At 71.4% G+C, this 25,497-nt stretch carries 25 protein-coding genes and 1 pseudogene; 14 read left to right on the top strand and 12 right to left on the bottom strand.

All coding sequences use genetic code 11. The features are described from left to right. Window positions 1–59: 59 nt before the first annotated feature. Together ACIRJR_RS09740 and ACIRJR_RS09735 are read right to left on the bottom strand one after the other, a co-directional pair. Entirely contained in the window at window positions 60–1,793 is a 1,734-nt protein-coding gene (locus ACIRJR_RS09740; RefSeq protein ID WP_403776535.1) for a sulfatase, read from the bottom strand. Between the two features lie 176 nt (window positions 1,794–1,969). Next, entirely contained in the window at window positions 1,970–2,932 is a 963-nt protein-coding gene (locus ACIRJR_RS09735; RefSeq protein ID WP_403778655.1) for a formylglycine-generating enzyme family protein, read from the bottom strand. A 624-nt stretch (window positions 2,933–3,556) separates the two neighbouring features. Between ACIRJR_RS09735 and ACIRJR_RS09730 the strand changes: the two genes are divergently transcribed. Then, the gene (locus ACIRJR_RS09730; protein ID WP_403776532.1) at window positions 3,557–4,564 is read left to right on the top strand and encodes an SEC-C domain-containing protein; all 1,008 of its coding nucleotides are present in this window, start codon (window positions 3,557–3,559) and stop codon (window positions 4,562–4,564) included. Between the two features lie 346 nt (window positions 4,565–4,910). Then, the gene (locus ACIRJR_RS09725) at window positions 4,911–5,117 is read left to right on the top strand and encodes a DUF4287 domain-containing protein (RefSeq protein WP_403776529.1); all 207 of its coding nucleotides are present in this window, start codon (window positions 4,911–4,913) and stop codon (window positions 5,115–5,117) included. Window positions 5,118–5,166: 49 nt separating this feature from the next. Here the strand turns inward: ACIRJR_RS09725 and ACIRJR_RS09720 are convergent, their stop codons facing one another. Both ACIRJR_RS09720 and ACIRJR_RS09715 read right to left on the bottom strand, forming a co-directional pair. Then, window positions 5,167–7,551 (bottom strand): SpoIIE family protein phosphatase, encoded by a 2,385-nt coding sequence (locus ACIRJR_RS09720; RefSeq protein ID WP_403776526.1) that lies wholly within the window; start codon window positions 7,549–7,551, stop codon window positions 5,167–5,169. Between the two features lie 171 nt (window positions 7,552–7,722). Beyond that, the gene (locus ACIRJR_RS09715; protein WP_403776522.1) at window positions 7,723–7,887 is read right to left on the bottom strand and encodes a hypothetical protein; all 165 of its coding nucleotides are present in this window, start codon (window positions 7,885–7,887) and stop codon (window positions 7,723–7,725) included. Window positions 7,888–8,151: 264 nt separating this feature from the next. Between ACIRJR_RS09715 and ACIRJR_RS09710 the strand changes: the two genes are divergently transcribed. The 3 genes from ACIRJR_RS09710 to ACIRJR_RS09700 all read left to right on the top strand — a co-directional run bounded on the left by ACIRJR_RS09710 (window position 8,152) and on the right by ACIRJR_RS09700 (window position 10,350). Continuing rightward, a complete protein-coding gene (locus ACIRJR_RS09710) occupies window positions 8,152–8,607 on the top strand; it encodes a very short patch repair endonuclease (protein WP_403776519.1) in 456 nt (151 codons plus the stop codon). A gap of 42 nt (window positions 8,608–8,649) precedes the next feature. Next, on the top strand, window positions 8,650–9,423 hold the full coding sequence (locus ACIRJR_RS09705) for an HNH endonuclease (protein ID WP_403776516.1): 774 nt from the start codon (window positions 8,650–8,652) through the stop codon (window positions 9,421–9,423). Between the two features lie 117 nt (window positions 9,424–9,540). Next, the gene (locus ACIRJR_RS09700) at window positions 9,541–10,350 is read left to right on the top strand and encodes a DUF6551 family protein (protein WP_403776513.1); all 810 of its coding nucleotides are present in this window, start codon (window positions 9,541–9,543) and stop codon (window positions 10,348–10,350) included. 135 nt (window positions 10,351–10,485) lie between these two features. Here the strand turns inward: ACIRJR_RS09700 and ACIRJR_RS09695 are convergent, their stop codons facing one another. Together ACIRJR_RS09695 and ACIRJR_RS09690 are read right to left on the bottom strand one after the other, a co-directional pair. Then, window positions 10,486–10,677, bottom strand: coding sequence for a DUF397 domain-containing protein (locus ACIRJR_RS09695; RefSeq protein ID WP_403776510.1), 192 nt, complete (start codon window positions 10,675–10,677; stop codon window positions 10,486–10,488). Then, window positions 10,674–11,523 (bottom strand): annotated as a pseudogene (locus tag ACIRJR_RS09690) (helix-turn-helix domain-containing protein). Before ACIRJR_RS09690 ends, ACIRJR_RS09695 begins: the two are co-directional and overlap by 4 nt. A gap of 170 nt (window positions 11,524–11,693) precedes the next feature. Here ACIRJR_RS09690 and ACIRJR_RS09685 point away from each other — a divergent pair. From ACIRJR_RS09685 to ACIRJR_RS09675, 3 genes are all read left to right on the top strand, one after another. Beyond that, on the top strand, window positions 11,694–12,137 hold the full coding sequence (locus ACIRJR_RS09685) for an ATP-binding protein (RefSeq protein ID WP_403776507.1): 444 nt from the start codon (window positions 11,694–11,696) through the stop codon (window positions 12,135–12,137). A gap of 66 nt (window positions 12,138–12,203) precedes the next feature. Continuing rightward, complete coding sequence (locus tag ACIRJR_RS09680; protein WP_403776504.1) at window positions 12,204–12,887, top strand: hypothetical protein; 684 nt, start codon at window positions 12,204–12,206, stop codon at window positions 12,885–12,887. Window positions 12,888–13,037: 150 nt separating this feature from the next. Then, complete coding sequence (locus tag ACIRJR_RS09675) at window positions 13,038–13,670, top strand: NADPH-dependent F420 reductase (protein WP_403776501.1); 633 nt, start codon at window positions 13,038–13,040, stop codon at window positions 13,668–13,670. A gap of 89 nt (window positions 13,671–13,759) precedes the next feature. Here ACIRJR_RS09675 and ACIRJR_RS09670 read toward each other — a convergent pair whose 3' ends face one another. Continuing rightward, window positions 13,760–14,518 (bottom strand): DeoR/GlpR family DNA-binding transcription regulator, encoded by a 759-nt coding sequence (locus ACIRJR_RS09670; RefSeq protein ID WP_403776498.1) that lies wholly within the window; start codon window positions 14,516–14,518, stop codon window positions 13,760–13,762. Window positions 14,519–14,568: 50 nt separating this feature from the next. Here ACIRJR_RS09670 and ACIRJR_RS09665 point away from each other — a divergent pair, with 50 nt between their 5' ends. The 3 genes from ACIRJR_RS09665 to ACIRJR_RS09655 are packed head-to-tail and all read left to right on the top strand — an operon-like array spanning window position 14,569 to window position 16,213. Next, window positions 14,569–14,952 carry a DUF4406 domain-containing protein gene (locus ACIRJR_RS09665; RefSeq protein ID WP_403776495.1) on the top strand — a complete coding sequence of 128 codons (384 nt, stop codon included), beginning with the start codon at window positions 14,569–14,571 and terminating at the stop codon, window positions 14,950–14,952. Further along, on the top strand, window positions 14,949–15,626 hold the full coding sequence (locus tag ACIRJR_RS09660) for an NUDIX domain-containing protein (protein ID WP_403776492.1): 678 nt from the start codon (window positions 14,949–14,951) through the stop codon (window positions 15,624–15,626). Before ACIRJR_RS09665 ends, ACIRJR_RS09660 begins: the two co-directional genes overlap by 4 nt. Window positions 15,627–15,661: 35 nt before the next feature. Next, window positions 15,662–16,213: a hypothetical protein gene (locus ACIRJR_RS09655; RefSeq protein WP_403776490.1), complete on the top strand. Its 552-nt coding sequence runs from the start codon at window positions 15,662–15,664 to the stop codon at window positions 16,211–16,213. Between the two features lie 81 nt (window positions 16,214–16,294). On the opposite strand, the gene ACIRJR_RS09650 is transcribed toward ACIRJR_RS09655, so the two are convergent. Then, on the bottom strand, window positions 16,295–17,635 hold the full coding sequence (locus tag ACIRJR_RS09650) for an MFS transporter (RefSeq protein ID WP_403776487.1): 1,341 nt from the start codon (window positions 17,633–17,635) through the stop codon (window positions 16,295–16,297). A gap of 384 nt (window positions 17,636–18,019) precedes the next feature. Here ACIRJR_RS09650 and ACIRJR_RS09645 point away from each other — a divergent pair, with 384 nt between their 5' ends. The 3 genes from ACIRJR_RS09645 (at window position 18,020) to ACIRJR_RS09635 (ending at window position 21,141) form a co-directional block, all read left to right on the top strand. After that, a complete protein-coding gene (locus tag ACIRJR_RS09645; protein ID WP_403776484.1) occupies window positions 18,020–19,780 on the top strand; it encodes a hypothetical protein in 1,761 nt (586 codons plus the stop codon). A gap of 63 nt (window positions 19,781–19,843) precedes the next feature. After that, complete coding sequence (locus tag ACIRJR_RS09640; protein ID WP_403776481.1) at window positions 19,844–20,371, top strand: hypothetical protein; 528 nt, start codon at window positions 19,844–19,846, stop codon at window positions 20,369–20,371. Next, window positions 20,368–21,141 carry a hypothetical protein gene (locus ACIRJR_RS09635; RefSeq protein ID WP_403776479.1) on the top strand — a complete coding sequence of 258 codons (774 nt, stop codon included), beginning with the start codon at window positions 20,368–20,370 and terminating at the stop codon, window positions 21,139–21,141. The genes ACIRJR_RS09640 and ACIRJR_RS09635 overlap by 4 nt, the downstream gene beginning before the upstream one ends. 205 nt (window positions 21,142–21,346) lie before the next feature. Here ACIRJR_RS09635 and ACIRJR_RS09630 read toward each other — a convergent pair whose 3' ends face one another. Genes ACIRJR_RS09630 through ACIRJR_RS09615 form a run of 4 tightly spaced genes read right to left on the bottom strand, consistent with a single transcriptional unit; the run spans window position 21,347 to window position 24,957 of the window. Further along, on the bottom strand, window positions 21,347–21,952 hold the full coding sequence (locus ACIRJR_RS09630; RefSeq protein ID WP_403776476.1) for a DNA-binding response regulator: 606 nt from the start codon (window positions 21,950–21,952) through the stop codon (window positions 21,347–21,349). Continuing rightward, window positions 21,949–23,169 carry a sensor histidine kinase gene (locus ACIRJR_RS09625; RefSeq protein ID WP_403776473.1) on the bottom strand — a complete coding sequence of 407 codons (1,221 nt, stop codon included), beginning with the start codon at window positions 23,167–23,169 and terminating at the stop codon, window positions 21,949–21,951. Before ACIRJR_RS09625 ends, ACIRJR_RS09630 begins: the two co-directional genes overlap by 4 nt. Before the next feature lie 49 nt (window positions 23,170–23,218). Next, window positions 23,219–24,031, bottom strand: coding sequence for an ABC transporter permease (locus ACIRJR_RS09620; protein ID WP_403776470.1), 813 nt, complete (start codon window positions 24,029–24,031; stop codon window positions 23,219–23,221). Then, window positions 24,028–24,957, bottom strand: coding sequence for an ABC transporter ATP-binding protein (locus tag ACIRJR_RS09615; RefSeq protein ID WP_403776468.1), 930 nt, complete (start codon window positions 24,955–24,957; stop codon window positions 24,028–24,030). Before ACIRJR_RS09615 ends, ACIRJR_RS09620 begins: the two co-directional genes overlap by 4 nt. Window positions 24,958–25,497: the final 540 nt, after the last annotated feature.

The following is a 25,497-nucleotide window of genomic DNA, read 5'->3' as shown; positions in this document are numbered from 1 at the left end:
CCCGCCGTGTCCCGGAGAGGGGCGGCGGCGGGAGCGGGACCGCGGGTGGAGCGAGGAGGTCAGCCGCGAGGGGCCCGGAGCACCAGCGGGAACTCCTGTCCGGGCCGGACGGTGAAGGTCTGACCGTCGCGGCGGGTGGCCTTGTCGTCGGCGTAGGTGGTGCCGGTGACGGTGAGGTTCACCGGCGCCCTGCCCTCACGGAGGGTGGCGAGCGGTGCGTCGACGTCGTCCAGCCAGGCCAGCAGCTTTCCGCCCAGTCGCTGCACGAGGTCCGGCCTGGAGGCGGCGAGGTCGCGGGACTCCCCGATGTCCTCGCTCAGGTCGTACAGCTCCCAGGAGCTGTCCTCGTAGTTGTGGCTCAGCTTCCACCGGCCGGAGCGGATCACCGACTGCGGACGCTGGTCGCGTCCTCCGGCGATCAGGTATCCCGGCAGGTGCCAGTAGAGGGCGTCACGGCCCAGGCCGGTCCCGGTGCCGGCGAACAGTCCGCTGAGGTCGGCGCCGTCGACCGGGAGCCGCCCCGGGACTCCGGCGAGGGCGGAGATGGTCGCGTGGTGGTCGGCCGCGTACACCGGGGTGTGGTCGATGCGGTTGCCCTTCACCAGCGCGGGGTTGGCGCTCCAGGCGATCAGGGGCACCCGGATGCCGCCCTCACGCAGCTCGCCCTTCTGACCGCGCAGGGGGCCGTTGTCGGTGAACTGCTCCACTCCCCCGTTGTCGGCGGTGAAGACCACGACGGTGTTGTCGGCGAGGGTGTGCCCGGGGTTGCCCGGGTCCTCGGTGGTCTCCAGGTGGCGCACCACCCGGGCCACGCTCTGGTCGAGGCCCTCCACGAGCGCTCCGTAGGAGGGGACCGAGGTGGACTTCCCCGGCTTCTTGTTCTTGTACTTGGCGAGCAGGTCGGCGCGCGCCTGCTTGTCACCCACGGGCGTGTGGACGCCGTAGGTGCTCAGGAACGCGAAGAAGGGCTCCTCCTTGTTGCGGTCGACGAAGCCGATGGTGGCGTCGGCGAGGGCGTCGGAGACGTGCTTGGGGGTGCCGACGAGCGCGTCGAGCGCGGCCCGGTCCACACCGGTGCTGTAGGGCTTGATGTTCTTGTCCACGTAACCCTGGGTGTAGTCACCCGCGAACGCGTCCAGCTCGGGCCCGATCTTGGTGTGGAACTGCCCGCCGCCCGCGTGGTAGGCGCCGGGGTCGCCGGCCGCGGTCCCGCCGAGGTTCTCGTCGAAGCCGTGCAGGCCGGTGACGTCCGCTCCGGACCGGGTCACGTGGAACTTGCCGATGTAGCCGGTGGTGTAGCCGGCGCCCTGCAGCCGCTCGCCGACGGTGACCGCCTGGGGCGCGAGGGCGTTGGAGCCGTCCGGACGTCCCTGGGAGGGCCCCTTGAGCAGGGTGTCGTCACCGCCCCGGTTCAGGTCGCCGACGAGGTAGACGTTGTTCTCCGGCCGTGGGGCGTACAGCCCCGTGAGCAGGGCGTTACGCGTCGGCGTGCAGTTGACCGAGGAGTAGGCGTTGTCGAAGGCCACGCCTTCCTGCGCGATGCGCTCCAGGGCCGGCGTCTCGTAGAAGTCGCTCGGGTTGCCCTGGTTGGTGCGCGGGCTGCTCAGGTTGGACCAGCCGAAGTCGTCGGCCAGCACGTAGAGCACGTTGGGCCGAGCGCTCGCGTGGAGGCGCTCACCGGCCGCGGGCGCCCGGTCGGTGGCCTGGGCCGGGGCGCTGAGCGTGGTGAGGGTGAGGATCGCGGGGAGGGCGAGCAGGCCGAGTGGCCTCTTTCTCGTGGTCATCGTGGTCATCGTGCTTCTCCTTCGGGAAGGGAAGAGTGCGGGTCACGGGTGGTGCGGGCCACGGGTGGTAGGCCACGGGTGGTGGACCCCGGTCGTACGGGGCCGTGCGGTGGTCAGTGGGCATGCGGTGGCCAGGGGCCGCGCGGTGATCAGTGGCCGTGCGGTGATCAGTGGCCGCGCGGTGATCAGTGGGCGTCGTTGGCGCAGCGGAAGCCGATGTTCGCGGCCGCGGAGTCCGCGGTGTTGCCCGAGCGGGCGGCGACGCGGTAGCGGTAGCAGTAGGAGTCGTGGCAGAGGAACGAGCCGCCGCGCATGACCCGGCGTGCGGAAGGGCTCGGGTCGTGCCGGGGGCCGCGGGGATCGTGGACCGGGGCGTCACCGGCGCGTCCCGCGTAGGCGTCGGCCGCGAAGGTGTCGGCGCACCATTCCCAGACGTTGCCGACCGTGTTCCACAGACCGTGGCCGTTCGGCCGGTAGGACTTCACCGGGGCGGTGGTCTCCCAGCCGTCCTCGGCGGTGTTGCGGGTGGGGAAGGTGCCCTGCCAGATGTTGCACATCCACCGTCCGCGGGGCGTCAGTTCGTCGCCCCAGGGGAACCTCTTGCCCTCCAGGCCGCCTCTGGCCGCGTACTCCCACTCGGCCTCGGTCGGCAGCCGCTTGCCGGCCCAGGCGCAGTAGGCCTGCGCGTCGTTCCAGCTCACCTGGACGACGGGGTGGTTCCGCAGGGCGGTGACGGACGACAGCGGGCCCGCCGGGTGGCGCCACGAGGCTCCCCGCACCACGAGCCACCACGGCGTGCCCGTGGCCCGGCCGGCCACGTCGGACGCCTCGGCGCGGACCGAGAGGTGGAACACCGCGGACACGCCGAGGCGTTCCGCGTCGGTCACGTACCCCGTGTCCTTGACGAAGGCGGCGTAGGCGGCGTTGGTGACCGTGGTCGTGTCGACGTGGAACGCGTCGAGGCGCACCTGGTGCACGGTCCTCTCACCGTCCGCCTCGTACCCTTCCCCGAACGGGTCGCCCATGGTGAACGTGGCCCCCGGCAGGCGGACCTGGTTCCGGGTGCGGACGTCGGCCACGGCCGGGCGCACGGGTCCTGACGGGCCGGCGATGAGGGTGCCGGCCGGTGAGGGCGCACGGCCGGCGATGAGGGTGCCGGCAGGTGAGGGCGCACGGCCGGCGCCGTGCTCCTGAGGAGGCGGGGCGCAGCAGGACATCGGGGGGTCTCCGTTGTCGGTCGGGGGATCACCGGGCACGGCGGGCAGGCCCCGCAGACCCGCCCTGGATGACAAGCTCATGACATCCCGCCGAGCGGGGTGCGGAGCAGGGGGAACCATCCGCGACGCGCACCCGAGGGGTTCAGGTCACCGGGGGAGGAACGAGGGCAGGCCGGTCACGGCCCGACAAGGGGGCGGCTCACAGAAGGTCCCGGACGGGAGGGTGAGCCAGAGAGGGAGGGGTGCTCAGCGACAGATCTCGTCGAAGTGGTCGGCGCGCCGGGTGGGCCAGAACGAGTCCAGCAGCACCACGCGCACGACGTGAGCGGTCTCCATGGAGAAAATCACACCACGCGGGGACGCCATGTTCAACGGTGCGTCCGGGTGCTGAGATCCGGCACCTCGGCGCGGCGCCCGCCCGGCGGTCGGCACCCCGCGCTCCGGCACCTGCCCGGGACCGGGACCGGGACCGGCGCCCGCGCCGCCCTGCGGCCTTCACCGGCGCTCCTGCCCGCGCCCTCTCGCCCCACCCCCCGCCCGCAGTACCGTGTGGCCATGCGCCCCGACACGCCTGCCGACCACATCACCGAAGCCGAGCGCCTGCTGCGCACCGCGGCGCAGTACCCCGAGGACCACGAGCCGCTGTTCCTCCAGGCCGCGGCCCATCTGGAACTCGCCGGCGAGCGCGCCCGCGCGAGCGCCCTCTACGACGAGCTGCTCGGCTCCGCCGAGATCCCCGTCGACCACCCGCACCTGGTCAAAGCACTCAAAGCGGCCAACCTCTGGGAGTACGGCCACGAGGCGGAGGCCCGCGCGATCATCGACGGCATCCGCGCCGCCGGCCCGCTCGACGCGGCACCGTGGGAGATCGCGGCGGAGACGCTGGAAGCACACGACGAGCTGGAGGCCGCCCATGACTTCTTCTCGACCGCGCTGACGCTCCTCCTCGCTCCGGGCGAGGAAGTCCCGTACGCCACCCAGTCGCTGCTGATCGGCCGGCACCGGGTGCGCAGGCTGATGGGCACCGCCCACGACGCGTGGGACGAGCTGGCGGACACGCTGCACACGGCCGCCGTGCCCCTGGACGAGCTGCACGACCCGAAGCGCCTGTGGTCCCTCGGCTCCTCCGACCCGGGGGAGCTTCAGGCGGAGATCACCCGCCTCCGCGCCGAACTGGGCACCTACCGCACGGCGTTGTCCCGTCCGTTCCCCGTGGCGGTGCTGCACTGGCCCGAGGGCGAACTGCGTGAACTCCTCACGGCCTATCCGGAGCTGGCCCAGGAGTACCTCTCGCACGAGGACCATCTCGCGCGCCTGGAGGCGGCGTTGCGGGACCTGCACGCCGCGGGCACGCCGAACCTCGGCATCGTGACGGGCACGGTCCCCTCCTACGAGGCGTTCGCCGCGTCGGAGGCCGCGTCCCCGTCCGACCCCGACCTGCTCCCCCAGTACGCCACGACGCTGGCGGCCCGCGGCCGGGCAGTCCCGTGGCCCCCGGCGCGCAGCGCGGCGTGCTGGTGCGGCTCGGGAGAGCCGTACCGGGCGTGCCACGGGGCGGCCTGAGGGCCACAGGCCCCACCTGCCCGGGGGAGCGAGCCGACGGGCGTCGGCACGCTCCTGCGGCTCCCGCACCTGTCCGCGGACGCGTCCCGCGGCTTGCTGTCCAGCGCGGCGGCGGCCGGTCGTGGCCGGGCGGGTCGCGGCCGCGGACAGTCGCCGCCGGGCCGGTCGCGGCCGACGCGGTCGACGAGCGTGCCGGCCTCCTCTTCAGCTGCCCGGCGCCGGATCCGTGCGTCCTGACAGCCCTGGCGCGCCGGCCGATGACTTTTGCGCGTGCCGCCGGTCATACACACCGAGAGAGCGCCTGACGGTGTTCACCACGACGGAACTCACGGATGGGACACGGAACATGACCGCAGCAGTGAAGGGCCCCGCGAGCTACTTCCCCTCGATCGAGAAGAAGCACGGCCGGCCGATCGCCGAGTGGAAGGACCTCATCCGCTCCTCGCCCCTGACCCGGCACATGGAGCTGGTCGCCTGGCTGAAGACCGAACACGGCCTGGGTCACGGCCACGCCAACGCCCTGGTCGCGCACACGCTCGCCGAGGCCGAGTAGGGCGGTCGCCCCGGCCCCGGCCCCGGGCCCGGGCGGTCCCTGCCGGGACTCACCTCTCGTCGTCGGGACCTCGGCCGTCGCCGTGGCCATCGCCTTGGCCATCGCCTTGGCCATCACCTTGGCCGTCGCTGATGTCCTCCGGGGAGATGGCCTGCTCCGACCAGACGGTCTTGCCCTCGGCGGCGTACCGGGTGCCCCACAGCGAGGCGAGCTGGGAGATGATGAAGAGCCCCCGCCCGCCCTCGTCCACCGCGCCGGCGTACTTCATGTACGGGGCGGTGATGCTGGCGTCCCGGATCTCGCAGGTCAGCCCCCGGTCCCGGATGAGGCGCAACTCCACCGGCGGGCTGCCGTACCGCACGGCGTTGGTCACCAGTTCGCTGACGATCAGCTCGGTCGCGTCACCGGTGTCGCCGTCGACGTGCCAGTCGGACAGCGTCTTGGCCGTGAGGCGGCGCGCGGTCGCCGGGGCCGTCTTGTCGTAGGGGAGCTCCCAGGCGGCGTACCGGTCGACGGGCATGACATGGGTCCGGGCCAGGAGCAGGGCGGCTCCTTCGAGGCCTTCGGCGTCGGGCAGGGTGTAGGCGACCGCGTCGCACAGGTCCCGCAGCGGCCGGTCCGGTGGGGTGAGTGCCTTGCACAGGGCGCCCGTCGCCGGGTCGGAGTGGCTCCCCAACGCACTGCTGTGGAGCGCCAGCAGGCTGCCCTCCCGGAGAGGGAAGGAGGCAGCGGCGACGGGTCCCCGCTCCGCGGAGCCGAGCGGCGGCCCCTGGGGCACACCGACCGTGGAGGCGCTGCCGTCCGGGGCGATGACGAGCGGGGCGGAGTGGCCGGCGGAGGCGATGGTGCACGTCTCGGTGAACGGGTCGTACACGGCGTACGCGCAGGTCGCGGCCAGGGGCTCCCGGTGCAGCGGGTCACTCGCCGGCAACTGCGCACGTTCCTCCGCGAGCCGTGCCGCGGCGTCGTACAGGCGCGCGAGCAGTTCGTCGGGTTCCAGGTCGAGCGCGGCCAAGGCGTGGACGACGGTGCGCAGCTGTCCCATGGTGGTGGCCGCGTGGATGCCCCGCTCGGCCACCTCCCCGATGACGAGGGCCGTACGGGCCCCGGACAGCGCGATCGTGTCGAACCAGCAGCCAGGACCTCCGCCGGGCAGCAGCAGATGGTCCGTCTCGACCGCCGGCTGGGGCACGGGTCGCTGCGGCAGCAGCCGGCGCTGGAGGGCGCTGGCGATGGTGTACTCGTGCACGTAACGGCGGGCGTTGTCGATCCCGAGAGCGGTGCGGGAGGCCACCGACTCCACCACGGAGACGTCCTCCTCGGTGAAGGGTTCGGAGTCGCCGCAGCGGTAGAGGCTCAACAGCCCGAGGACCGCTCCGCGCAGCGTCAGCGGCGCCAGCAGGAGCGTATGGGCGCCGAGCTCCCGGATGGAGCGGGCGCGCGCCGGGTCGGCGTCGCCCCAGGGTGCGTCCTCCAGCGGCACGACGCGGGCCCGCAGGTCGGAGAGGCTCCGCTGGAACGGTGTCCCGGGAGGCACGGCCCGTACGTCTCCAACCGGATGGGCGGGCTCTGTGCCGCTGTACGCGGCTCGGCGCAGCGGCACGTCCCGGCCGAGTGGCCCCGGCTCCGGCGTCTCGCCGCGCAGGACCGCGTCGACGATCTCGACGACGCCGACGTCGGCGTAGAGCGGGACGAGCGCGTCGGCCAGGTCGCGGCAGGTGGCCTCGACGTCCAGCGTCCTGCCCACGGCTTCCCGCACCGCGGCGAGCGCAGCGTCCCGGGCCCGGCGCCGCACCTGGTCGGTGACGTCGACCACGGCGACCGCGACCCCCAGCACGGCGCCCTGACGGCTCCGCTCCGCCTCCGGCTCCTCCTGGAGCCGGAACGCGGTCAGGGCAAGGGTGCGCCCTCCGCCGGGCGCGCGGCTGGGACGGGCGAGGAAGGCCCGCTCGAAACCGGGCACGCCGGTGCGCAGGACCTCACGCAGGTAGGCCTCCACCCGCTCCGGTTCCTCGAAACCGCCCACCTCGCGGAACGGCCGACCCAGCAGCCTCGCGGTCTCGTCGGACTCGGCCGCGGTCGCGGGGCCGCTGATCCGCAGCAGGCGGAGTTCCGTGTCGAGCACATGAACCCGTTCGCGTACCTGCGTGAAGACCACGTTCAGCAGCGCCGACCCGATGGCCTCGGCGTCGCTGCCGGAGTCCGTCTCCTCGGCCGCCCAGACGGCCCAGCCCGCCCCTGCCAGGGGCTCCAGACGCAGCCCCGGCCGGGTCTCGCCGCCACCGGGAGCCCGCCGGGTGTCGGCCGCGAGGACATCCATCACGCGCAGCCCGAGCGCCTGCGCGGTCGCGTGCCCGTAACGCTGCTCGGCGTCGCGGCTCCACCCGGTGACCACCCCGTCGCTGTCGACGACCATCAGCGGCGCATCAGCCATGAGCCCAGCTCCTTCGCCCCCTCACGGCGGCCCGCGACCGGACCGCCACCCACGACGGCACGTACTCCCCCAGCATCAGCCCCGGGCTGGGGGTCCGCTACCGGAGGGGGTGGGGGCGTCAGGGGGCCGGCCCGGCTGCGCTGCGCGCTCTCTGTGCCGCCGCGCTCCGGCTCACTCCGCTATGTCGATCTCCAGATCGCTGATCTTCGTGGACCTGTTGTTGACCTTGACGAGGACCGGGTTCTTGCCCGCCAGGTTCTTGGACTTCTCGACAAGCTCACGCAGGTCGTCGAGGGTGATCTCTTTACCGTTCTTGGGCTTCAAGTGGACGCTCACAGGTGACATTGATCCATCATTCCCGTAGGTGGCTTCCCGGGCACAGTGCCCAACTGCCGCTTCAACCATGCCCCTTGGCCCCCGTTCTGGCATCAGCGCTGAGGCGTGGCGGCGCGATCCGGTCCGTCGGCCGGGAGCGGCACGCCCGCTTCCGTGACGGCCGGCCCAGATGCGGACGCTGTGCTTTCGTGTCATCGATTCGCGCAGGAGCGATTTCGCCGTGATTGATCGCGAAGACGGCTGACCGTAGGAAAATGGGCGGTGATGAGCAACGTGAAACCGTCCTCCCCAGGCGTCTCGGCACGGATGAGCCGCCAGGCACGCCGGGACACCGCGCCCGAGGTCGCGGTCCGGAAGCTGCTGCACGCGTCCGGATACCGCTACCGCCTCAACGAGCGCGTGCCGGGCATGTCCCGGCGCACGATCGACATCGCCTTCACCCGGGCCAAGGTGGCAGTGATGATCGACGGATGCTTCTGGCACGGCTGCCCCGAGCACGCCACGCAACCGAAGGCGAACTCCGAGTGGTGGCGAAACAAGTTGGACCGGAACATGGCCCGGGACGTGGAAACGACCGAGCATCTGACCGCTGCGGGGTGGACGGTCCTACGCTTCTGGGAACACCAGCCAGCGACCACGGTTGCCGAGCGGGTGGCAACGGCAGTCGATCATGCCAGGACTGCACCTGATGACACACAAGAGCAATCTCCGAGTGCATGAGATCACCGGACTGCCACTTCATGCGACCCACACGTAGATACGATGCCGCGCATGCGGAGCCCTTCATGGTCATGGGACGAACTACTACTAATCTGCGCACGAGTTGTCGAGAACGACTGGCGTCAGCTCCGCACCTACCAACCGGCCACCGAGCAGCTGGCGGACTTGCTGCGATCCCTACCCCTGCACGACACCGCCGCACGAGCCATACCTGAGTTTCGCTCAGCTGCGAGCGTCAGCCGCAAGAGCGCGGACCTGATCACAAATCGCCCGGGCTACGCCCGACAGGCCACACGCGGCGGCCACCTGACCTCATTGGTCGCAGAGGCCTTCACAACGCGCGAGAGCGAGATGATGGAAGCGGCTCAAGCCATCGAAGACGGGGTTAGCTCCGGAGAGCTACTCCAGATTCCTCCACAGCCTGATGAGGTCGACATCGATGGGTACGCAGCCATGGAGGGCAGACTTCTAGCTCGCTGGGCCATCTTTCGCGAACGAAACCCCACCCTCCGTAGACGCAAGATCGCCGAGGCGAACCGCCTGGGCACGCGCATCCAGTGCGAGGTGTGCCAGTTTCGCTTCTCGGACATGTACGGCCCCATCGGCCAGGACTACATCGAAGTGCACCATGTGCAGCCACTCCACATCTCAGGTCCACGGGAAACCCGACTTCGTGACCTAGCTTTCGTCTGCGCCAACTGTCATCGGATGTGCCACAGGAGTCACCTCGGCTCGACCTGGCGCACACCTGACGCCTTGCGGTCACTCATGCTGAAGCACGTAGGCGGCAACCACGAGCCAGAACGTCACCGTTGACAGCACCTGACGACCAGTCAACTCATCGCCATCAATATGTGTATTATTTGTGAAGGCGCTGCATCCCTTCCGGCTTGAAGCCATCCTCCTGAAAGCAGTGCCGAGAGAGGCGTCGACATGGCCAAGAAGTACGCATACGCGCTCCCCAAGCACCACGTTGAGCATGGCGTTTCCATTCCCGTCGACGAGCTCAGGATCGACGACAAGGCGCAAAGAACCTTGAATGAGCCTCGGGCTCGAGGCATGGCGAACAACTTGGTACCCGAGGCGCTCGGAACCATCGTGGTGTCACAGCGTTCCGACGGGCACCGCTACATCGTTGACGGCATGCATCGTTGGCACGCTTCCAAGCTGACCGGCATAGCCGAACTGGTGGCCGAGGTGCACCACGGTCTCGACCAACAGGAGGAAGCGGTGCTCTTCCTGATCAAGAACAGGGAATCCAGTAAGCCCACACCTCTGGACGAGTACAGGATCGGCCTTACGGCAGGCCTTCCGCTTTTCGTCGACACTGAATCAGCTCTGAGCAAGCGCAACTTGACGATGGGCTCCACCGGCACCCACACCGTCGGAGCCGTCGCGGGGGTGCTGCGGATCACCGACCTGTACGGCCCTGAGACGCTGGAGAGGACGCTCAAGGTAGCGGAGGACGCGTGGGGTCGGACGAAAGAGACCTGGGACGGCATGCTGCTCGGCGGAATCGGAATGTTCCTCGGCCGCCATGGTGACGAGATCGAGGATGGCCCACTCGCCGCGAAGATCGGGAAGAAGGATCCCGCGTTCCGCTGGCGTGCCAACATCACCGCACTGGCTTCTGCGGGCGGCACGCAGCACAGCGGCACCGGCTCCAGAATCAGCACTTGCTACACACTCATCGTGACTGAGTGGAACAAGGGGAAGCGTCTGGAGAATCGCATCAACTCCTGAAAGCAAGCTCCTGGCCGGTCCGTCGGAAGCGACTCGGCGGACCGGTCGAAATGACTACTCACGCTCGGCACCCACGGACCGTGTGCTGGCTACGCCGGACGGAGGGTCAGGACTGATACCCAGTCACGCAACCCTTCACATTGGCGAGGCAGCTGCGAGCGCTTTGAATGCGACCCATGCGTTGGGGGAGACCGACAGCCCGTGCCTCTGCGTGTCTTTCGAGTCCCGGACAAGAACCGCCTCGGGACGAACAGCCACCTCTACACAGTTGTCACCGCCGGTGCCGCTGTAGCTGCTCTTGAACCAGGCAGGTTCAGAGGTGGTCATAGCGCTCCTCGCATTTGCTCAAGCAGGCTGACGGACGCCTCGGGGCTGAGGGCCTGCGAGCGCATCTTGCCATAGCGCTGGAGCATGGAACTGACCTGATTCCCGTGCGTGGCAAGCACGCTTGTGTCATGCCCCTCGGTGTACCCGACCCACTGGTGACCGGGCGTCTCCGCCAAGTACATCGAGCCATCCAGCCCCGCATGTGCTGTCTGCCGCAGGGGCATCAGCTGGATCTCCACGTTGCGCAGACTGCCCATCATCAGCATGTAGTCGATGAGGGAGCGCGTGACATCGGGGCCGCCGGTCTCACGGTGGAGCAAGGCCTGCTCCACGATGAAGCCGAAGGCGGTGTTCCCCTTCTCGGTCAACAGACGCTGGCGTTCCAGCCGTGCGGCGACCTGGGTTTCGAGTTGGTCATCTGTCAACGGCGGCAAGCGGCTGCCGAACACTGCTCTGATATACGGCTCCGGCTGCAACAAGCCCGGAGCGACCCGGCACTCGTACGCGTAGAGCGTGATCGCCTCCTCCTCGATGGCCGCCCCACTGCAGGAACCACGACGCCAGGCCCACCTTCCGCGTCAGGCTGCTCGCCGCCGCCGCCAGTACCCGCGCCGCCGTCGCCCCCAGGGCCTCCTCCGAGCGGTCCAGCAAGTCCCTCGGTGGGAATCGCCTGCCCTGTTCGATCTTGGCGATGTACGCCACCGAGTACCGCACCTGATGGGCGAACTGCTCCTGTGTCAGGCGGGCTTCGTCCCGTAGCGCCTTGAGCACCGCCCCGAACGTCTTGAGGCTGTCGGACGACTCGGGTTCGCCGCAGAGTCCCCCGCCGCCGCTGTCCGAAGCCATGCCCGGCCACCTCTCCCCTGCGCTGCGCCCGCTCGCGGGACACTCGCACCGCGTGTCACACATGGTTACGTAACGTGACCCACCCAGTCCAGCGCGTGAACCAGTACAAGCCGATCTGTATCGGTGCCGTGCCTGCCGCGAGGCCGCGGCTCCGCACCACGCTGGGGCCCATGCCAGCCCCTCACGCTCACTCCCCCGCCTCCACACGCCTGTTCGTGCAGCGCTTCTCCGCCACCCGGCGCGGGGCGCGCCTCGCGCGTCTGCTCGCCGCGCTTCAGCTCGTCGAGTGGGGGTGTCCGCGCGGGACGGACGACCACGACGCGGTCACGCTCGTCGTCGCCGAGCTCGCCGCGAATGCCGTACTGCACGGCCGGGTGCCCGGCAGGGACTTCGCCCTGCTCCTCCGTCGCGACGACGGCCGACGCGTCATCCGGGTCGAGGTGTCCGACACCCACCCCGCCCGGCCCGCCCGTGCCCGTCCGGGAGCCGTCGAGGAGCGCGGCCGTGGGCTGGTCCTCGTCGACGCCCTCGCCGCGAGCTGGGGTGTCCGCGACCGCGTGGGTCCGGGGAAGACGGTCTGGGCGGAGTGTGCGGTGGCCTCGGGGCGGACCTGATTCCCAAGCGTTCTCCCTGCTTCGTTCCGCAGCCGAACGGAACAGAGCCGGTGCGAGACTGCCGTCATGACCGCACACCTCGTCTCCGTCATCGGGAACAGCCCCGGCGTCGGGAAATCCACCGTGTGCCGCGCCGTGGCCGAGTGGCTCACCGGCACCGGAGCCTCCGTCGACCACTTCGAGGAGGCCGACGTCCTCACGCGGCCTGCCTTCCGGCCCGTGGCGGACGAGTTCGCCGACGGGGCGGGCACCGTCCGCCCGGAGACCCTCGTCGCGTGCACACGCGCCTACGTCGCGGAGTCGCTCCGGGCCGGACGGGACCGCCTGGTGACAGATGCCCTGCTTCCCTTCATCCCGTCCCTGGTGGCGTGGGGCCACAGCGAGGACTCCATCGCTCACGTCGTCGGAGAGCTGGCCCGAGCCGTGGAGCCGTTCCAGGTCACCGTGGTGTACGTCCATGACGACCCGGAGGCCGCGCTGCGACGTGCCATCGAGCGGGAAGGGGAGGCGTGGGGCGACTGGTACGTGCACAAGCTCGCGGGCTCCCCCGGCACCCGGGCTGTCCACGATCTCGCGTCGGCCGCCGCTCATCTCCGCCACGAGTCGGATCTGACCCGCCGGCTCCTGGCGCGGTCGCCCTGGCGACTTGTGACCGTGGATGCCGGCACACTCAGCGCGCAGGAGGCTGCCGACCACACCCGGCACCGGCTGGCGGACGTACTGGGGCTCCCCTGCGGTCACAGCGGCTGAGCACTGAGCGCCGCCGGGGGCACGGGACGAGGCTGTCCGTCACCGCGGGACGGAGAAGAACGAGAGGCCTCAGGACTACGCCCAAGGTCCCGCTTCCGCCTGAGTCCGGAGCCCGATTCGCTTGCTGCGGTGCGGAGTTAGCGTCACGGCATGCGTATAGGACTACTCGGCACAGGCAACGTCGCCCAGGCACTCGCCCGGGGCTGGAGCGCCGCGGGACACGATGTGCTCCTCGGTTCGCGTCGGCCCGAGGAACGGAAGGAATTAGGCCTCCCGGTGGAGGGACTGCGTGAGACGGCAGCCCACGCGGAGGCATTGGTCAACGCCACTCCGGGGGCCGTCTCCGTGGAGCTGCTGCGCTCGATCGGGGCACCGGCGCTGGCCGGCACCCTGCTGATCGACGTCGGGGTCGGCCTCTCCGACGATTTCACCGAGCTCTCCCACCCCAACAGCAGCCTGGGGGAACAGATCCAGGAAGCCTTCCCCCTGACCCCCGTCGTCAAGACGCTGTGCACCATGGACTCGACCGTGATGACCGCCCCGGCCGGCCTCGACGGTCCGAGCACCGTCTTCCTCTCCGGCGACGACCCCGAAGCCAAGCGCACCACCGGCCGGCTGCTCGCCGACCTCGGCTGGCCCTCGTCCTCGCAGCTGGACATCGGCGGAATCGTCACCGCACGCGGCCAGGAGCACTTCGCGCTGCTCTTCATGGGCATCGCGAACGGTCTGGGATCCCATACGTTCAACATCAACGTGGTCCCCATCGCCAGGCAGAGCGGCTGAGGTCCGGCCACCCCACTCGCCGTTCTGGCCACCCCACTCGCCGGTCCGGCCACCCCAACCGTCAGTCCGTCACCCCACCCGTCGGTCCGTCACCCCGCCGCCAGGATCTCGACGCCGCGTCCCGTGAGCTGCTCGATCACCGGGTCGCCCGGCCCGGCGTCGGTGATCAGCCCGCTGATCTCCTCCCAGGGCAGGACGCGGAACCGCGACGCGGTGCCGATCTTCTCGGACGACGCGAGGACGTACGTGTCCGCCGCCCGCGCGGCCAGGGCGCGCTTCATCGCCGCCTCCTCGGCGTCACCTGTGGTCAGTCCCGCATCGGGGTGCACGCCGGTGACGCCGAGGAGGCAGAGGTCGGCGGAGACGTTCTGCGCCGCTTCGACCGCCGCCGCGCCACAGGCGACCGCGGAGTGCTTGAAGATGCGGCCGCCGAGCAGGAAGACCTCCGCCTGCGGGTGGTCGAGCAGCGCCGTGGCGATCGTCGGACTGTGGGTGATCACGGTGCACGCCAGGTCCTGCGGGAGGGCGTGGACGACGGCGAGGGCGGTGGTGCCACCGTCGAGGATCAGTGCGCCGCCCGGCCGCACCAACCCGGCGGCCGCCCTGGCGACCTTGCGCTTGCCGTCCGGTGCCACGGTCTGACGGGCCTGGTAGTTCACCACGGCCGGTGACGCGGGCAGCGCCCCGCCGTAGACCCGTTGGCAGAGTCCCTCGCTCGCGAGATCGCGCAGATCCCGCCGCACGCTGTCCTCGGAGATCCTCAGGTCGGCCGCGACGTCCTTGGCCACGATCTTGCCCTCGCGGGCGAGCAGACCCAGCAGGTGGTCACGCCGTTCAGCAGCCAGCATTGCGCACTCTCTCTCGTTCTTGCACGTTTCTGCATGTATCGTAGCGTGCCATGACCGACAAGCCCATGCTCATCCTCATCGCCGGGCCCTACCGCTCCGGCACCGATGGCGATCCGCAGGCCATGGCCGACAACCTCGCCCGCCTCGAAGCGGCCGCGTGGCCGGTCTTCGCCGCGGGCCACCTCCCCGTGATCGGCGAGTGGATCGCACTGCCCGTCCTGCGCTCGGCCGGCGCGGGTCCCACCGACCCCCTCGCCGACCAGGTGCTCTACCCGGCGGCCGACCGCCTGCTCACCCACTGCGACGCCGTGTTGCGCCTGCCGGGCGACTCCGCCGGAGCCGACCAGGACGTCGCCACCGCCCGCCGCCGCGGCCTGCCCGTCTACGACGACGTCGCGCAGATCCCGCTCCGGGCGCCGCAGGAGGCGGCATGAGCACCCGCCCCGGCATCGACGCCCCCGACCACCGGGGCCGTACGGGCCTCGACCGTGCCGGACGGGAACTGGACCGTAATCCGGACGTGGTGATCCGCGACGTCGAGCTCACCTCGCAGGGCTGGCACGTCCTTCGGCGCACCACGTTCGACTACCGCCGCCGCGACGGGCGCCGGGTGACCCAGCAGCGCGAGACCTACGACCGCGGCAACGGCGCCGTCGTCCTGCCGTACGACACCGGGCGCCGCCGCGTCCTGCTCACCCGTCAGTTCCGGTACCCGGCGTACGTCAACGACCACCCCGACGGCATGCTCGTCGAAGCCGCCGCGGGGCTCCTCGACGCGGACGACCCGGTGACCGCCGTCCGGCGAGAGAGCGCGGAGGAGCTCGGCATCGCCCTCGGCCCGCTCACGCACGTACTGGACGCCTATATGAGCCCTGGATCCGTCACCGAGCGCCTCCACTTCTTCGCCGCCCCCTACACACCGGCCGACAGGACCGGAGCCGGCGGCGGGCTCGAGGAGGACGGCGAGGACATCGAGGTCCTCGAACTGCCCTTCGCGGAAGCCCTCGCCATGACCCGCGACGGACGCATCAGCGACGGAAAGACCATCCTGCTCCTGCAATGGGCGGCGCTGGACGGCCCCTTCGCGCCGAAGGCCGACGGCCACTGAGGGGGCCGGCCACCGCCTGGCTAGGATTCCCGCTCATGGAGATCACAGGTGAGAACGTCGTGAGGAACGACGCGGACAGCGGCACGTCCGCGGAGTTCGTCTACCGGCTGACGACGGAGGACTTCGAGGAGGCACTCCGCGCACGAGCCCGCCGGACCCCGGCGGGTCGCGTCCAGGCGCTGACGGCACCGCTGGTGGGAGTCGCAGCCGTGATCGTCTTCTCGGTGTCCGGCGGCACCTCCCTGCCCGTGTGGGTCACCTCGCTGGTGCTCGTCGTCGCGATCGGCTGCTGGGGGACCGTGCGAGGGCTTCGCACCATGGCCCGCCGGATGTCCAGCATCATGGAGCCGTACGGCCAGTGCCGCACGGTGGCGGACGACCGCAGCGCGGTCAGCACCGGTGAGCGGGCTTCCTTCACCACCGACTGGGCGGTGCACAAGGAGTACCTGGAGACTCCAGGGCTCTTCGTGCTGCTGAGCGGCGAGCGCTCGGTCGGAATCGCGGTCGTGCCGAAGCGCGGTGCCCGCAGCCCCGCGGACGTGGACCGGCTCAGGGCGATCCTGGACCGGCACCTGAAGCGGCGCTGAGGGCCCGGCCGGTCCGGCAACACCACGGCGGAGTCGGGGCCGAGCACCTGACGGGCCCGAGGACCTGGCAGGCCCGATCACCTACCGGTCGGTGGACGTGCGCCCGTCGGGACGGAGGTCCGGGGCGGAATCGGGGGCGCGGACGGAATCGGGAGCGCGGACGGAATCGCGGGCAGGCATCGAATCGGGAGCAGGGGCCGAATCGCGGGCAGGGGCCGAATCGGGCTCAGGCGCCGAATCGGCGACGGCCTTGCGCCTCGGGCCGATCGCCGGGGCGAGGAACACCGCCACGGCGACGAATCCGAGGACGAGGATCATGGCGGAGCGCAGGCCGTAGTGGTCGCCGAGGAAGCCAAGGCCGGGCGGGCCGACGAGGAACGCGATGTAGCCGATCATCGCCACCAGGCTGACGCGAGCCGCCGGATCGGGGCCCGAGTCACCGGCCGCGGAGAGGGCGACGGGGAAGCCGAGCGAGGCCCCCAGGCCCCAGAAGAGCACCGCGGCGCCGGCGAGGACCGGTGAGTCGGCGAAGATGACCAGGGTCAGACCGAGGGCCGCGGACAGTGCGCTGGCCCGGACGACGGGGGCGCGGCCGAAGCGGTCGATGAAGAAGCCGCCGCAGAAGCGGCCGAGCGTCATGGCGGCGGCGAAGCCCGCGTAGACCGCCGATCCCAGGGCGGGGTCCACGCCGTGGCCGTCGACCATGAGCAGGGGCAGCCAGTCGTTGGCGGCACCCTCGGCCAGGGCCATGGCGAGGATGATGCCGCCGATCAGCAGAAGGCGCCGGTCCTTCCAGACCGCCGCCCGGGCCGGTGCCGTGCCGCCGTCGGCCGGGGCCGCGCCCCTGGTCCTGCCGACGCCGGCGGGGATGGCGCGGAAGGCGTACGCGAACATGCCGGCGGTGACGACGGCCATGGCGGTCAGGTGCCACTGCACGGGGAACCCGACAGCGGTGCACAGGATGCCGAGGGTGGCTCCCACGACGGTGCCGAGACTGAAGAACCCGTGCAGGGTGGGCAGCACCGTCCGGGCGGTGATCCGCTCGACCTCGGCGCCGTCGATGTTGACCGCGACCTCCCCGCCCCCCATGCCCGCGCCGAAGAGGAACAGCCCGGCGGTGACGGTGGGCGCGGAGGAGAGCAGGGCCCCGCAGCCGATGACGGCCATGCTCACGACGATCAGCACCGTGCCCACGCCCATCACCGGCCGCGTGCCGAACCGTGCAACCAGCGCCCCGGAGGTGAGGATGCCGAGCATCGACCCGACGGACAGGCCGAACAGGACGAGCCCCATCTGCGCGGTCGAGGCGCCCAGCTGGTCCCTGATGTCGGGGGTCCGCGTCACCCAGGAGGAGATCAGCAGACCGGGTATGAGGAAGAAGAGGAACAGCGCCGTACGGCGGCGACGCGTGGCCAGGTCCATCAGTGACGTGCTCTTTCGGAGGCGGAGTACGAGGCCGGGCGGACGTCACCCCCGGATGAGTATGTACAAACGTACACTCCGGTGTGGATCAGAGGAAGAGGACCACTTCGTGGCGGGGCGCGAGCAGGACGGCACCAGGACGACGCACGCCCGGACGCCCTGACGGAAGCCCTCGACACCCACAACTCCTGCCCGCGGGGCCCCGCTCGGGCTCCGGCCGGCGCCGCGCACTCCCGCGCCGTGTGCGCGCCCCTCGCGAAGCTCACCCGCCGATGCGATCTGTGGCATTCTCATGGCGCGCTGTAATCGGTTGCTCTAGAGTCTGGCGCCTCACAACAATCGATTCGCCGCAACTCGCGGCTATTCAGAGGAATTGGGGCCACCTTGACGGTTCCTGCTCAGCCGAATCCGCCGCCCGGCCCGCAGCCCTCCTCCAGCAGGTACTCGCATACCGGGACCACCCGCCTCCTCTGCGCGGGCCCCTATCTCCAGGCGCGCTTCCGGCGCCGCGTCGTGGAAGAGCTGGTCGAGCACGATGGGAGGGCGGTGGCACCGTCGGCCGGGGTCGACGTGGTCCCCGTGCTGGCGCACGCGTTACGGGCCCGCAGGCTCGAGTTACAGGCCGGTGGCCTGGTGGCGCTCGTGTGGACGCTGTTCTGGCTGGCCGACCTGTACGGAGACGGCTTCGGCTGGATGACGTCCTGGAGTCTGGCCGACGGGTACGGCCAGAGCTACACGGAACGGGACTTCTTCCTCCCGACGGACGTGCTCGAAGAGGGGGACAGCGTCCAGCGGTATCCGGGATCCGGTGTCTGGGCGCTGAACTACGCGATCATCAGCGGGCTGTTGTGGCTGGCCCGGAACGTGTCCGGGCGCGGTACAAGCGTCTACTCCCTGGACGGCCTGCTGCCCGCGGCCGGCGGCTGGGCCAGGTTCGCGCCCGTCGTGCCCCGGATCCTGCTGGCCCTGTACTGGGCGGCGGCGCTCGCCGCCGTGTGGAACACCTCCGCGAACTGGATGGCCCTGGTCTTTCCGCTGCTGCTGGTGATCCCCGTGTGGCGGCACCGCGGCGCGGTCGAGGCGGTGATGTGCGACCGGCTCCACGCCGAGGAGTTCGCGCAGCGGCCCCGGGAGGAGCTGACCGATCCCGACTGGCTGCGGGAGATCGGCCTGGCCATCGACAGGGAGCAGAACTCGGGGATCGTCCTCTACGAACCCTCCCGGCCCTTCGTCGGGTCGGGTCGCGCGCTGAAGCCCTGGTCACTCGTGATGGACCTGCGCCGCCGGCCGGAGTCCGACTCGGAGCCGCTCACCGCCGCGGGGGTGCTGAACTGCGTCAGGGAGCGGCTGGCCGACCTGGGGCGGCTTCCGGAACCGCCGTCCGGCCTGGACCGCCTCCGGGGGGTGGAGATCGACGAGCTGGTCTATCTGCCGTCCGGTCCTCCGAGGCACGAGGTCGATCACGGGGAGACCGCGACGACGATGCACAGGCTCGCTTCGGTCGGCGAGGGCGGCGAGGCACGGCGGCACTTCCTGCGGGTCCGCGTCAGCGCGTGGGAGCACCAGGTGGTGGTCTCCGTGCTGATCCGGGTGCACACCCAGGGCGAGTTGCTGGTGCTGGAGGTCGTCCCACACGTACTGGACCCGCTCAAGCCGGAGTTCGGGCTCGTCGACGCCATTGTCGAACGGGGCCGCGCGTACCCGGCGATCGCGGCGGGCCGAGCCCTGCTGACCGCTCCCGCCGCCGGGGTGGCGGCGGCCTTCTCCGCGGCGCGTTCGCTGGACAGCACTCTGCGCTGGGCGGCGCGCCGCTCCGGACACGTACGCACGCCGGGGTTCGCCGCCGAGGGAGCCGCGGCGTCCGTACGCGAGTTGGCCTCGGTGCGCGGCGAGTCGCCCCTCCAGCAGATGGATGTGAGCCGCTACCTGCGGACCATTCAGGAGCGCATCGGTACGGGGGCCCTTCAGGCGCTGAGCGAGAAGGGCCACGACACCGGGCAGTTGGAACAGCAGATCGTCCAGGTCAGCAACGGCGGCGTCTTCATCGGGACGATGAGCGGTGGCGCGGTGGCGACGGGCCGAGGTGCCCGGGCACGGGCCGACGGTGCCCTGCAACAGGTGCTCGGCCGCCAGCCCGGCCGGTGACCGGCCGGGCGAACACCGTGGGCACCGTGGGGACAGCGAACGAGCGAGCAGGGGAGCGGGGACATGGGCGCAAGCGACGAGGCCGAGCGTACGGACCGGGAGCGGGACGCCGCCGAGGAGCCGGCGGGCGCGGATCCGGCGGGTGGCATCGCCGTCGGTGAGTTCGACGGCGGGGCTCTCGCGGCCGGGCGGCGGGCGGAGGCCGAGGACGCCGGCAGGCGGATCGGCCGGCCGCTCGGCGGGGCCGTGACGCCGCCGCCCGTGGTGCCTCCGGTGGCGGGTGGCATCTCCATCGGCCGTATGACCGGGGGCGCGGCGGCGTCGGGCCCTGGTGCGAAGGCCACCGACCGGTCCGAGCGGTTCATCGAGGCGACGCCCCAGTTGGTCGACGCGCTGCGACTGCTGCGCGGCGAGTCGGGTGAGCTCCGGGCAGAGGCGGCCGAGGCCGAGCGGGACATCGAGACCACCGGCGGGGTGGAACCGGGCCGGCTGCGGCGGCTGGCAGCCCTGGCGGGCCGGGCGGCCGGGTCTGTCGGCGGGCAGACGGCTGCCGGGGTGGCCTCCGGGGTGATCACGGGAATGCTGTCATGAGGGGGTGGGACGCCGAGAGGCAGCTGTGGCAGCCCTCTCCGGCTCCGGACACCGGGCAGCCGCACGCCGTGGAGCGGGGCCTTCGGGTCGCGGCCGTCGTGGTGGCCGTAGCAGTGGTGGGCGGGGTCGCCTTCGGGGGCGGACGGCTGCTGTTCCGCGACGACGAGAAGCCGGGCACCGAGGCGTCCGCGGAGGCGACCCCCGGCGGGACCGAGGAGAGCACGACCACCCCGGACACCGACACAACCGCAACGGAGGAGGTCGACGTCGGCAGTGCGTCCCCCACCGCGGAGGAGCCGCCGCCCGGCTTCGTCGTGGAGGAGGACACCGAGGGCTTCGGCGTGCAGGTCAGGGAGGGCTGGCAGCGCCGGGAGGACCCGCGCCCGGAGGGCACCGTCGTCTTCTACGAGGCGGACGGCGGGGAGGGGTTCCTGCAGGTCTACCAGATCTCCGAGCCGGACTACACGCCGTACGCCGCCCTGGAGGAGACGGACCGGCTGGTGGGGAAGGCCGCCGGTTACCAGCGTCTGCGACTGGACGAGCTGGAGCCCGCCGACGGATCGCAGGCCGCTGAGCTGGAGTACCTCGTGCCGCGTGACGACGGGACGGTCCGGCAGTCGCTGCTCCGGGCCTTCGTCGCCGAGGACGGGGTGCGGTGGGTGGTTCTCGTCGCCGGGCCCGAGGACGAGTGGGACGCCACGTACGCGGAGTCGGCCTCGGTGGCGGCGGAGTCGTTCTGCCCACAGGACTACTGCCCGGTCGCCCCCTGAGGCCGCCTGCCACCCGGCTGCCGGTGGGCAGGACACCGCGTCCTGCCCACCGGCCGCGCGGACCAGACCCCACGGGCCGGGCCGCGCGGACAAGACCCCACAGTCCAGACCGCACGGACCAGCCCCACAGTCCAGACCGCACGGACCAGCCCCCGACGACCAGCCCGCGGACCAGGCCGCACCCGTGCGGCACGCGGAGGTGCCCTCAGAGCCAGCCGTGCTCCCGGGCGATGCGGGCCGCGACGTGGCGGTTCTCCGCGCCGAGCTTCATCGCGGCCGCCGAGAGGTAGTTGCGGACCGTTCCGCTGGACAGCGAGGCACGGGCGGCGATGTCCGCGACCGGCGCGCCGTCCTCGGCGTACGACAGGAGTTCCGCCTCCCGGGGTGTCAGCGGTGACTCGCCCGCGGCGATGGCGTCGGCGGCGAGCTCCTGGTCGATGTAGCGGCCGCCGCTGTGGACGGTGCGGATGATCTGCGCCAGGTCGTGCGCGGACACCGTCTTGGGTACGAAGCCGCGCACCCCGACGCTCAGCGCGCGCTTCAGGGCTCCCGCCCGGGCATGGCTGGTGACGATCATCGCGGCGCACCCGGGCACGGACTCGCGCAGTCGGCCGGCGACCCCCACCCCGTCGATGCCGGGCATCTGGAGGTCGAGCACGGCGACGTCGGGGCGGTGCGCCGTGGCCATCGCCAGGGCCTCGTCGCCGGTCCCGGCCTGCGCGACGACGGTGATGTCGTCCTCCAGGGTGAGGAGCGAGGCGAGCGCGCCCCGGATGAGGTGCTCGTCGTCGGCGAGCAGGACCGTGATCATTCTCCGTCCTCCCAGGGGACGCGTGCGGTGAGGCGGAAGTGCCCGCCGGGGTGCTGTTCGGTGTTCAGTGTTCCGCCCAGTCCGGCGAGGCGTTCCTTCAGCCCGGACAGTCCTGTCCCCGCGCCGGGTGGCTCCTCGGGCGCGCCGTCGTTCTCCATCACCAGCAGGGCCTCGGCCGGGCCCGCCGTGCGCAGCGACAGGGTGCAGTTGGACGCGCCCTGTGCGTGGCGCAGGACGTTCGTCGTCCCCTCGCGCACCACCCAGCCGAGGGCCGACTGCACGTCGGAGGGCAGTCGGGCCGCCGGTCCGTACTCGATGCGGCAGTCGATGCCCGCGGCCTCCAGGACGGAGCGCGCTCCGGCGAGTTCGGTGTGCAGGTCGGCGGTGCGGTAGCCGCGGACCACCGAGCGGATCTCCCGCTGCGACTCCCGCGCGATGCGCTGCACCTCCTCCATGTGCTCGACGGCCTCGGGCCTGCCGCGCCGGGCCAGTTGTGCCGCCAGTTCGCTCTTGAGCGCCACGACGGCGAGGTTGCGGCCCAGGACGTCGTGCAGGTCACGGCCGAAGCGCAGGCGTTCCTCGGCGACGGCCAGGCGTGCCTGTGTCTCGCGTGCGGCGGCCAGTTCCTCGACGAGCCGGACGCCCCAGCCGGAGGCCATGGACGCGGTGGCCATGAACGGCACCATGACCACGGTGGCTCCGATGAGGAGGCCCAGGTTCCCCCCTGTCAGTCCCGCCACGACGCTTCCCGCCACGGAGGCGACCGAGACGGCTCCCACGAGTGCCGCTCCCGCACCGAGCCGCAGCGCCAGTGCGGGCGGTCCGGCGTAGAACATCAGCAGCCACACCAGGTAGGCCGTCAGGTCGCCGTCCTGGATGCGGCCTGACGACAGCAGCACACATCCCAGTGCGGCCATGGCCGCGGTCAGGGCCGTGTACGCCACGACGAGCAGGTAGGGCCGGGAGCCGACCGCGAGGTAGTGGTGGAGGGCGGCGCGCCAGAGCAGGAGCTGGACGCCGGCGTGCACCACGCCCAGCACGGCCACGGTCGCCAGCACCGGGGCCGCGGCGTCGCTCCGCACGCTCCAGACCGTCCACAGGCCGATCTCGCTGACGGACAGGAACCCGACGCTGCTCACGGCGTAACGGCGGTACTGGCTGGGGCCGTCGGGGCCGCCGAGCCTCTCCACCCAGTCCTCCACGCTCATGGTGCTCATGGTCCCCACCTTCCTCGTCCGTCGGCGCGGGGCACCCGATCCCGCGGTGTCAGCCGCGGGGGCCCCAACGGAACCACTGCCGCACTCCGAGGGCCGCCACACCTGTCCAGGCCAGAGCGGCCAGCAGCAGCCGGATCTGGTCCACCCCGCCGAGGCTGCCGGTCCAGCCGCCCTGCAGGAGGTCCATCACCGGGGAGAAGGGCAGCCAGGCGCTGATGTCACCCGCCACGCCGGGGATCACACCACGCGGTACGAACATCCCGGAGCCGACCATGCTCAGCAGCCAGAACGGCAGGAACGTCAGTTGCGCGCTCTCTGCCGTCCGGGTGACCGCGGCGGTCAGCGCGGCCGCGGCCACCAGCAGTGCCCCGCCCGCCAGCAGGCCGAGGACCACCAGGTGCGGTGCCACGGGTGCGGGGGCGTCCAGGACCACGGTCAGGCCGACGATCAGCAGCACGCTCTGCACCAGGGCCAGCATCAGGGCCGGGAGGGCTCCGCCGGCGAAGATCTCCCAGTCGCGCACCTCACCCGTGCGCAGCCGCTTGAGCACGAGGCTCTCCCGTCGGGTGACGTAGACACCGACCAGGTTCGAGTAGACGGAGAAGAACAGTGCCAGGCCCAGCGAGCCGGGCAGCAGGACGGTGGCGATCGACAGGCCGGTGCCGCCCAGGTCCAGGTTCTTGACCATGCTCCGCATCGAGAACGCCGTGACGGCGGGCACGAGCAGGGCGGTGACCAGTGCGGCCCTGCTGCGCATCAGCAGGGTCAGCTCCGCGCGGCCGAGGGCGGCCAGCCGGGCCGCGGCACCGCTCCGCGCGGGCGCGGTGGTGTCGGGTCGTGTCACGCTCGCGGTCGTCGTCATCGTGTCTCCTCCTTCTCCAGGCCCTTGGCGATCTCCATGAAGGCCTCTTCCAGTGATGCGGACCGGGCGTCGAGGGACTGGAGGGTGACACCCGTGTGCTGGGCCCAGCCGAGCAGTTCCGTGGCGGTGCGCTGCAGGTCCCGGGTCTCCAGCCGGATCGTGCCGTCCTCCTCGGTGGAGTGCCGGACGACTCCCATCGCGGGGAGGGGCGGGAGTTCGCCGAGGAAGCGGTCCGGGGGCAGCCGGAAGCTGATCCGGGAGGGCCGCTCGGCGACGACGTCGGCCACCCGTCCGGTGGTGGCGATCAGCCCCTCGTGCATGATCGCCAGCCGGTCGGCGAGCTGTTCGGCCTCCTCCAGGTAGTGCGTGGTGAGCAGCACGGTCGTGCCCTGGAGCTTCAGTTCGCGGATCAGGTCCCAGGTGTCGCGGCGGGACTGGGCGTCCAGGCCGGTCGTCGGCTCGTCGAGGAAGAGCACCTCGGGCCGCCCGAGCAGTGCCAGCGCGAGGTCGAGGCGGCGGCGCTCGCCGCCGGAGAGCTGCTTGACCCGCACGTCGCGCCGGCCGGACAGGCTGGTCAGTTCGAGTGCCTCACCCGGGGGGCGGGCGCCGCTCGTGCAGCCCGCCCACATCCGTACGGTCTCCATGACCGTCAGCTCCGGCGGGAAGCCTCCCTCCTGGAGCATCACACCGATGCGGTGCCGCACCGCGGCCCGGTCGCGGAACGGGTCACGGCCGAGCACCTGGACCGTGCCGCCGGTGGGGACGGCCTGGCCCTCCAGGAGTTCGAGTGTGGAGGTCTTGCCCGCGCCGTTGGTGCCCAGCAGGGCGAACAGCTCTCCGCGGGCGACCGTGAAGTCGATGCCGCGTACGGCGTCGAAGTCCCGGTAGCTCCGTTTCAGTCCGACGGTTTCGATGACGGTGTTCATGCCTTCCACACTCCCGGCGATCGGGGCCGGGCGGCAGTGCGGTGTGTCATCGAGTCCGTATGACGCCTGTAACGGGGAGGCATGACAGGTGTCATACGGGCAGGTCATCGGGGGCGCGGGGTGGGTCACGCCGTCACCGGGGGACCGGGCCCCGGGTGACGGCGCCGCGCACAGGAAATCCCCGGCCCTCAATTGCGGACCGGGGATTTCCTCACGTATATTGGATGTTTCTGTGTGCCCACAGAAAAGGCCCCTCACTGGGGGCCACTAAGCAACACCATATCCGGCAGGGAGCGATTTTGTCAACTCGCGAAAACGTCGAATTGCAGAAGGAGCAGGAATTCATCGACCGGCTCTACGCCCGTGTCGAGGCGGGGGGGGGGGGGGGGGGGGGGGGGGGGGGGGGGGGGGGGTTTTGGGGGGGGGGGGGGGGGGGGGCGGGCGCGGGGGGGGGGGGGGGGGGTGGGGGTGGGGGGGGGGGGGGGGGTGGCGGAGTTTGTTGGGCGTGGGGTGCGGGCGCGTCAGGTGCCGGTGGATTAT

This window comes from Streptomyces sp. NPDC102402 (assembly GCF_044765765.1).
GTDB lineage: Bacteria > Actinomycetota > Actinomycetes > Streptomycetales > Streptomycetaceae > Streptomyces.
This window is presented reverse-complemented; position numbering and strand designations above follow the sequence as displayed.

Excerpts from the sequence above, each read along its gene's own strand:
- ACIRJR_RS09655 (WP_403776490.1), top strand. The coding sequence starts at position 15,662 with ATGGAGATCACAGGTGAGAACGTCGTGAGGAACGACGCGGACAGCGGC.
- ACIRJR_RS09730 (WP_403776532.1), top strand. The coding sequence starts at position 3,557 with ATGCGCCCCGACACGCCTGCCGACCACATCACCGAAGCCGAGCGCCTG.
- ACIRJR_RS09650 (WP_403776487.1), bottom strand. The coding sequence starts at position 17,635 with ATGGACCTGGCCACGCGTCGCCGCCGTACGGCGCTGTTCCTCTTCTTC.
- ACIRJR_RS09685 (WP_403776507.1), top strand. The coding sequence starts at position 11,694 with ATGCCAGCCCCTCACGCTCACTCCCCCGCCTCCACACGCCTGTTCGTG.
- ACIRJR_RS09635 (WP_403776479.1), top strand. The coding sequence starts at position 20,368 with ATGAGGGGGTGGGACGCCGAGAGGCAGCTGTGGCAGCCCTCTCCGGCT.
- ACIRJR_RS09625 (WP_403776473.1), bottom strand. The coding sequence starts at position 23,169 with ATGAGCACCATGAGCGTGGAGGACTGGGTGGAGAGGCTCGGCGGCCCC.
- ACIRJR_RS09680 (WP_403776504.1), top strand. The coding sequence starts at position 12,204 with ATGACCGCACACCTCGTCTCCGTCATCGGGAACAGCCCCGGCGTCGGG.
- ACIRJR_RS09740 (WP_403776535.1), bottom strand. The coding sequence starts at position 1,793 with ATGACCACGATGACCACGAGAAAGAGGCCACTCGGCCTGCTCGCCCTC.
- ACIRJR_RS09620 (WP_403776470.1), bottom strand. The coding sequence starts at position 24,031 with ATGACGACGACCGCGAGCGTGACACGACCCGACACCACCGCGCCCGCG.
- ACIRJR_RS09710 (WP_403776519.1), top strand. The coding sequence starts at position 8,152 with ATGAGCAACGTGAAACCGTCCTCCCCAGGCGTCTCGGCACGGATGAGC.
- ACIRJR_RS09630 (WP_403776476.1), bottom strand. The coding sequence starts at position 21,952 with ATGATCACGGTCCTGCTCGCCGACGACGAGCACCTCATCCGGGGCGCG.
- ACIRJR_RS09670 (WP_403776498.1), bottom strand. The coding sequence starts at position 14,518 with ATGCTGGCTGCTGAACGGCGTGACCACCTGCTGGGTCTGCTCGCCCGC.
- ACIRJR_RS09675 (WP_403776501.1), top strand. The coding sequence starts at position 13,038 with ATGCGTATAGGACTACTCGGCACAGGCAACGTCGCCCAGGCACTCGCC.
- ACIRJR_RS09695 (WP_403776510.1), bottom strand. The coding sequence starts at position 10,677 with ATGACCACCTCTGAACCTGCCTGGTTCAAGAGCAGCTACAGCGGCACC.
- ACIRJR_RS09725 (WP_403776529.1), top strand. The coding sequence starts at position 4,911 with ATGACCGCAGCAGTGAAGGGCCCCGCGAGCTACTTCCCCTCGATCGAG.
- ACIRJR_RS09640 (WP_403776481.1), top strand. The coding sequence starts at position 19,844 with ATGGGCGCAAGCGACGAGGCCGAGCGTACGGACCGGGAGCGGGACGCC.
- ACIRJR_RS09705 (WP_403776516.1), top strand. The coding sequence starts at position 8,650 with ATGCCGCGCATGCGGAGCCCTTCATGGTCATGGGACGAACTACTACTA.
- ACIRJR_RS09700 (WP_403776513.1), top strand. The coding sequence starts at position 9,541 with ATGGCCAAGAAGTACGCATACGCGCTCCCCAAGCACCACGTTGAGCAT.
- ACIRJR_RS09720 (WP_403776526.1), bottom strand. The coding sequence starts at position 7,551 with ATGGCTGATGCGCCGCTGATGGTCGTCGACAGCGACGGGGTGGTCACC.
- ACIRJR_RS09615 (WP_403776468.1), bottom strand. The coding sequence starts at position 24,957 with ATGAACACCGTCATCGAAACCGTCGGACTGAAACGGAGCTACCGGGAC.
- ACIRJR_RS09665 (WP_403776495.1), top strand. The coding sequence starts at position 14,569 with ATGACCGACAAGCCCATGCTCATCCTCATCGCCGGGCCCTACCGCTCC.
- ACIRJR_RS09660 (WP_403776492.1), top strand. The coding sequence starts at position 14,949 with ATGAGCACCCGCCCCGGCATCGACGCCCCCGACCACCGGGGCCGTACG.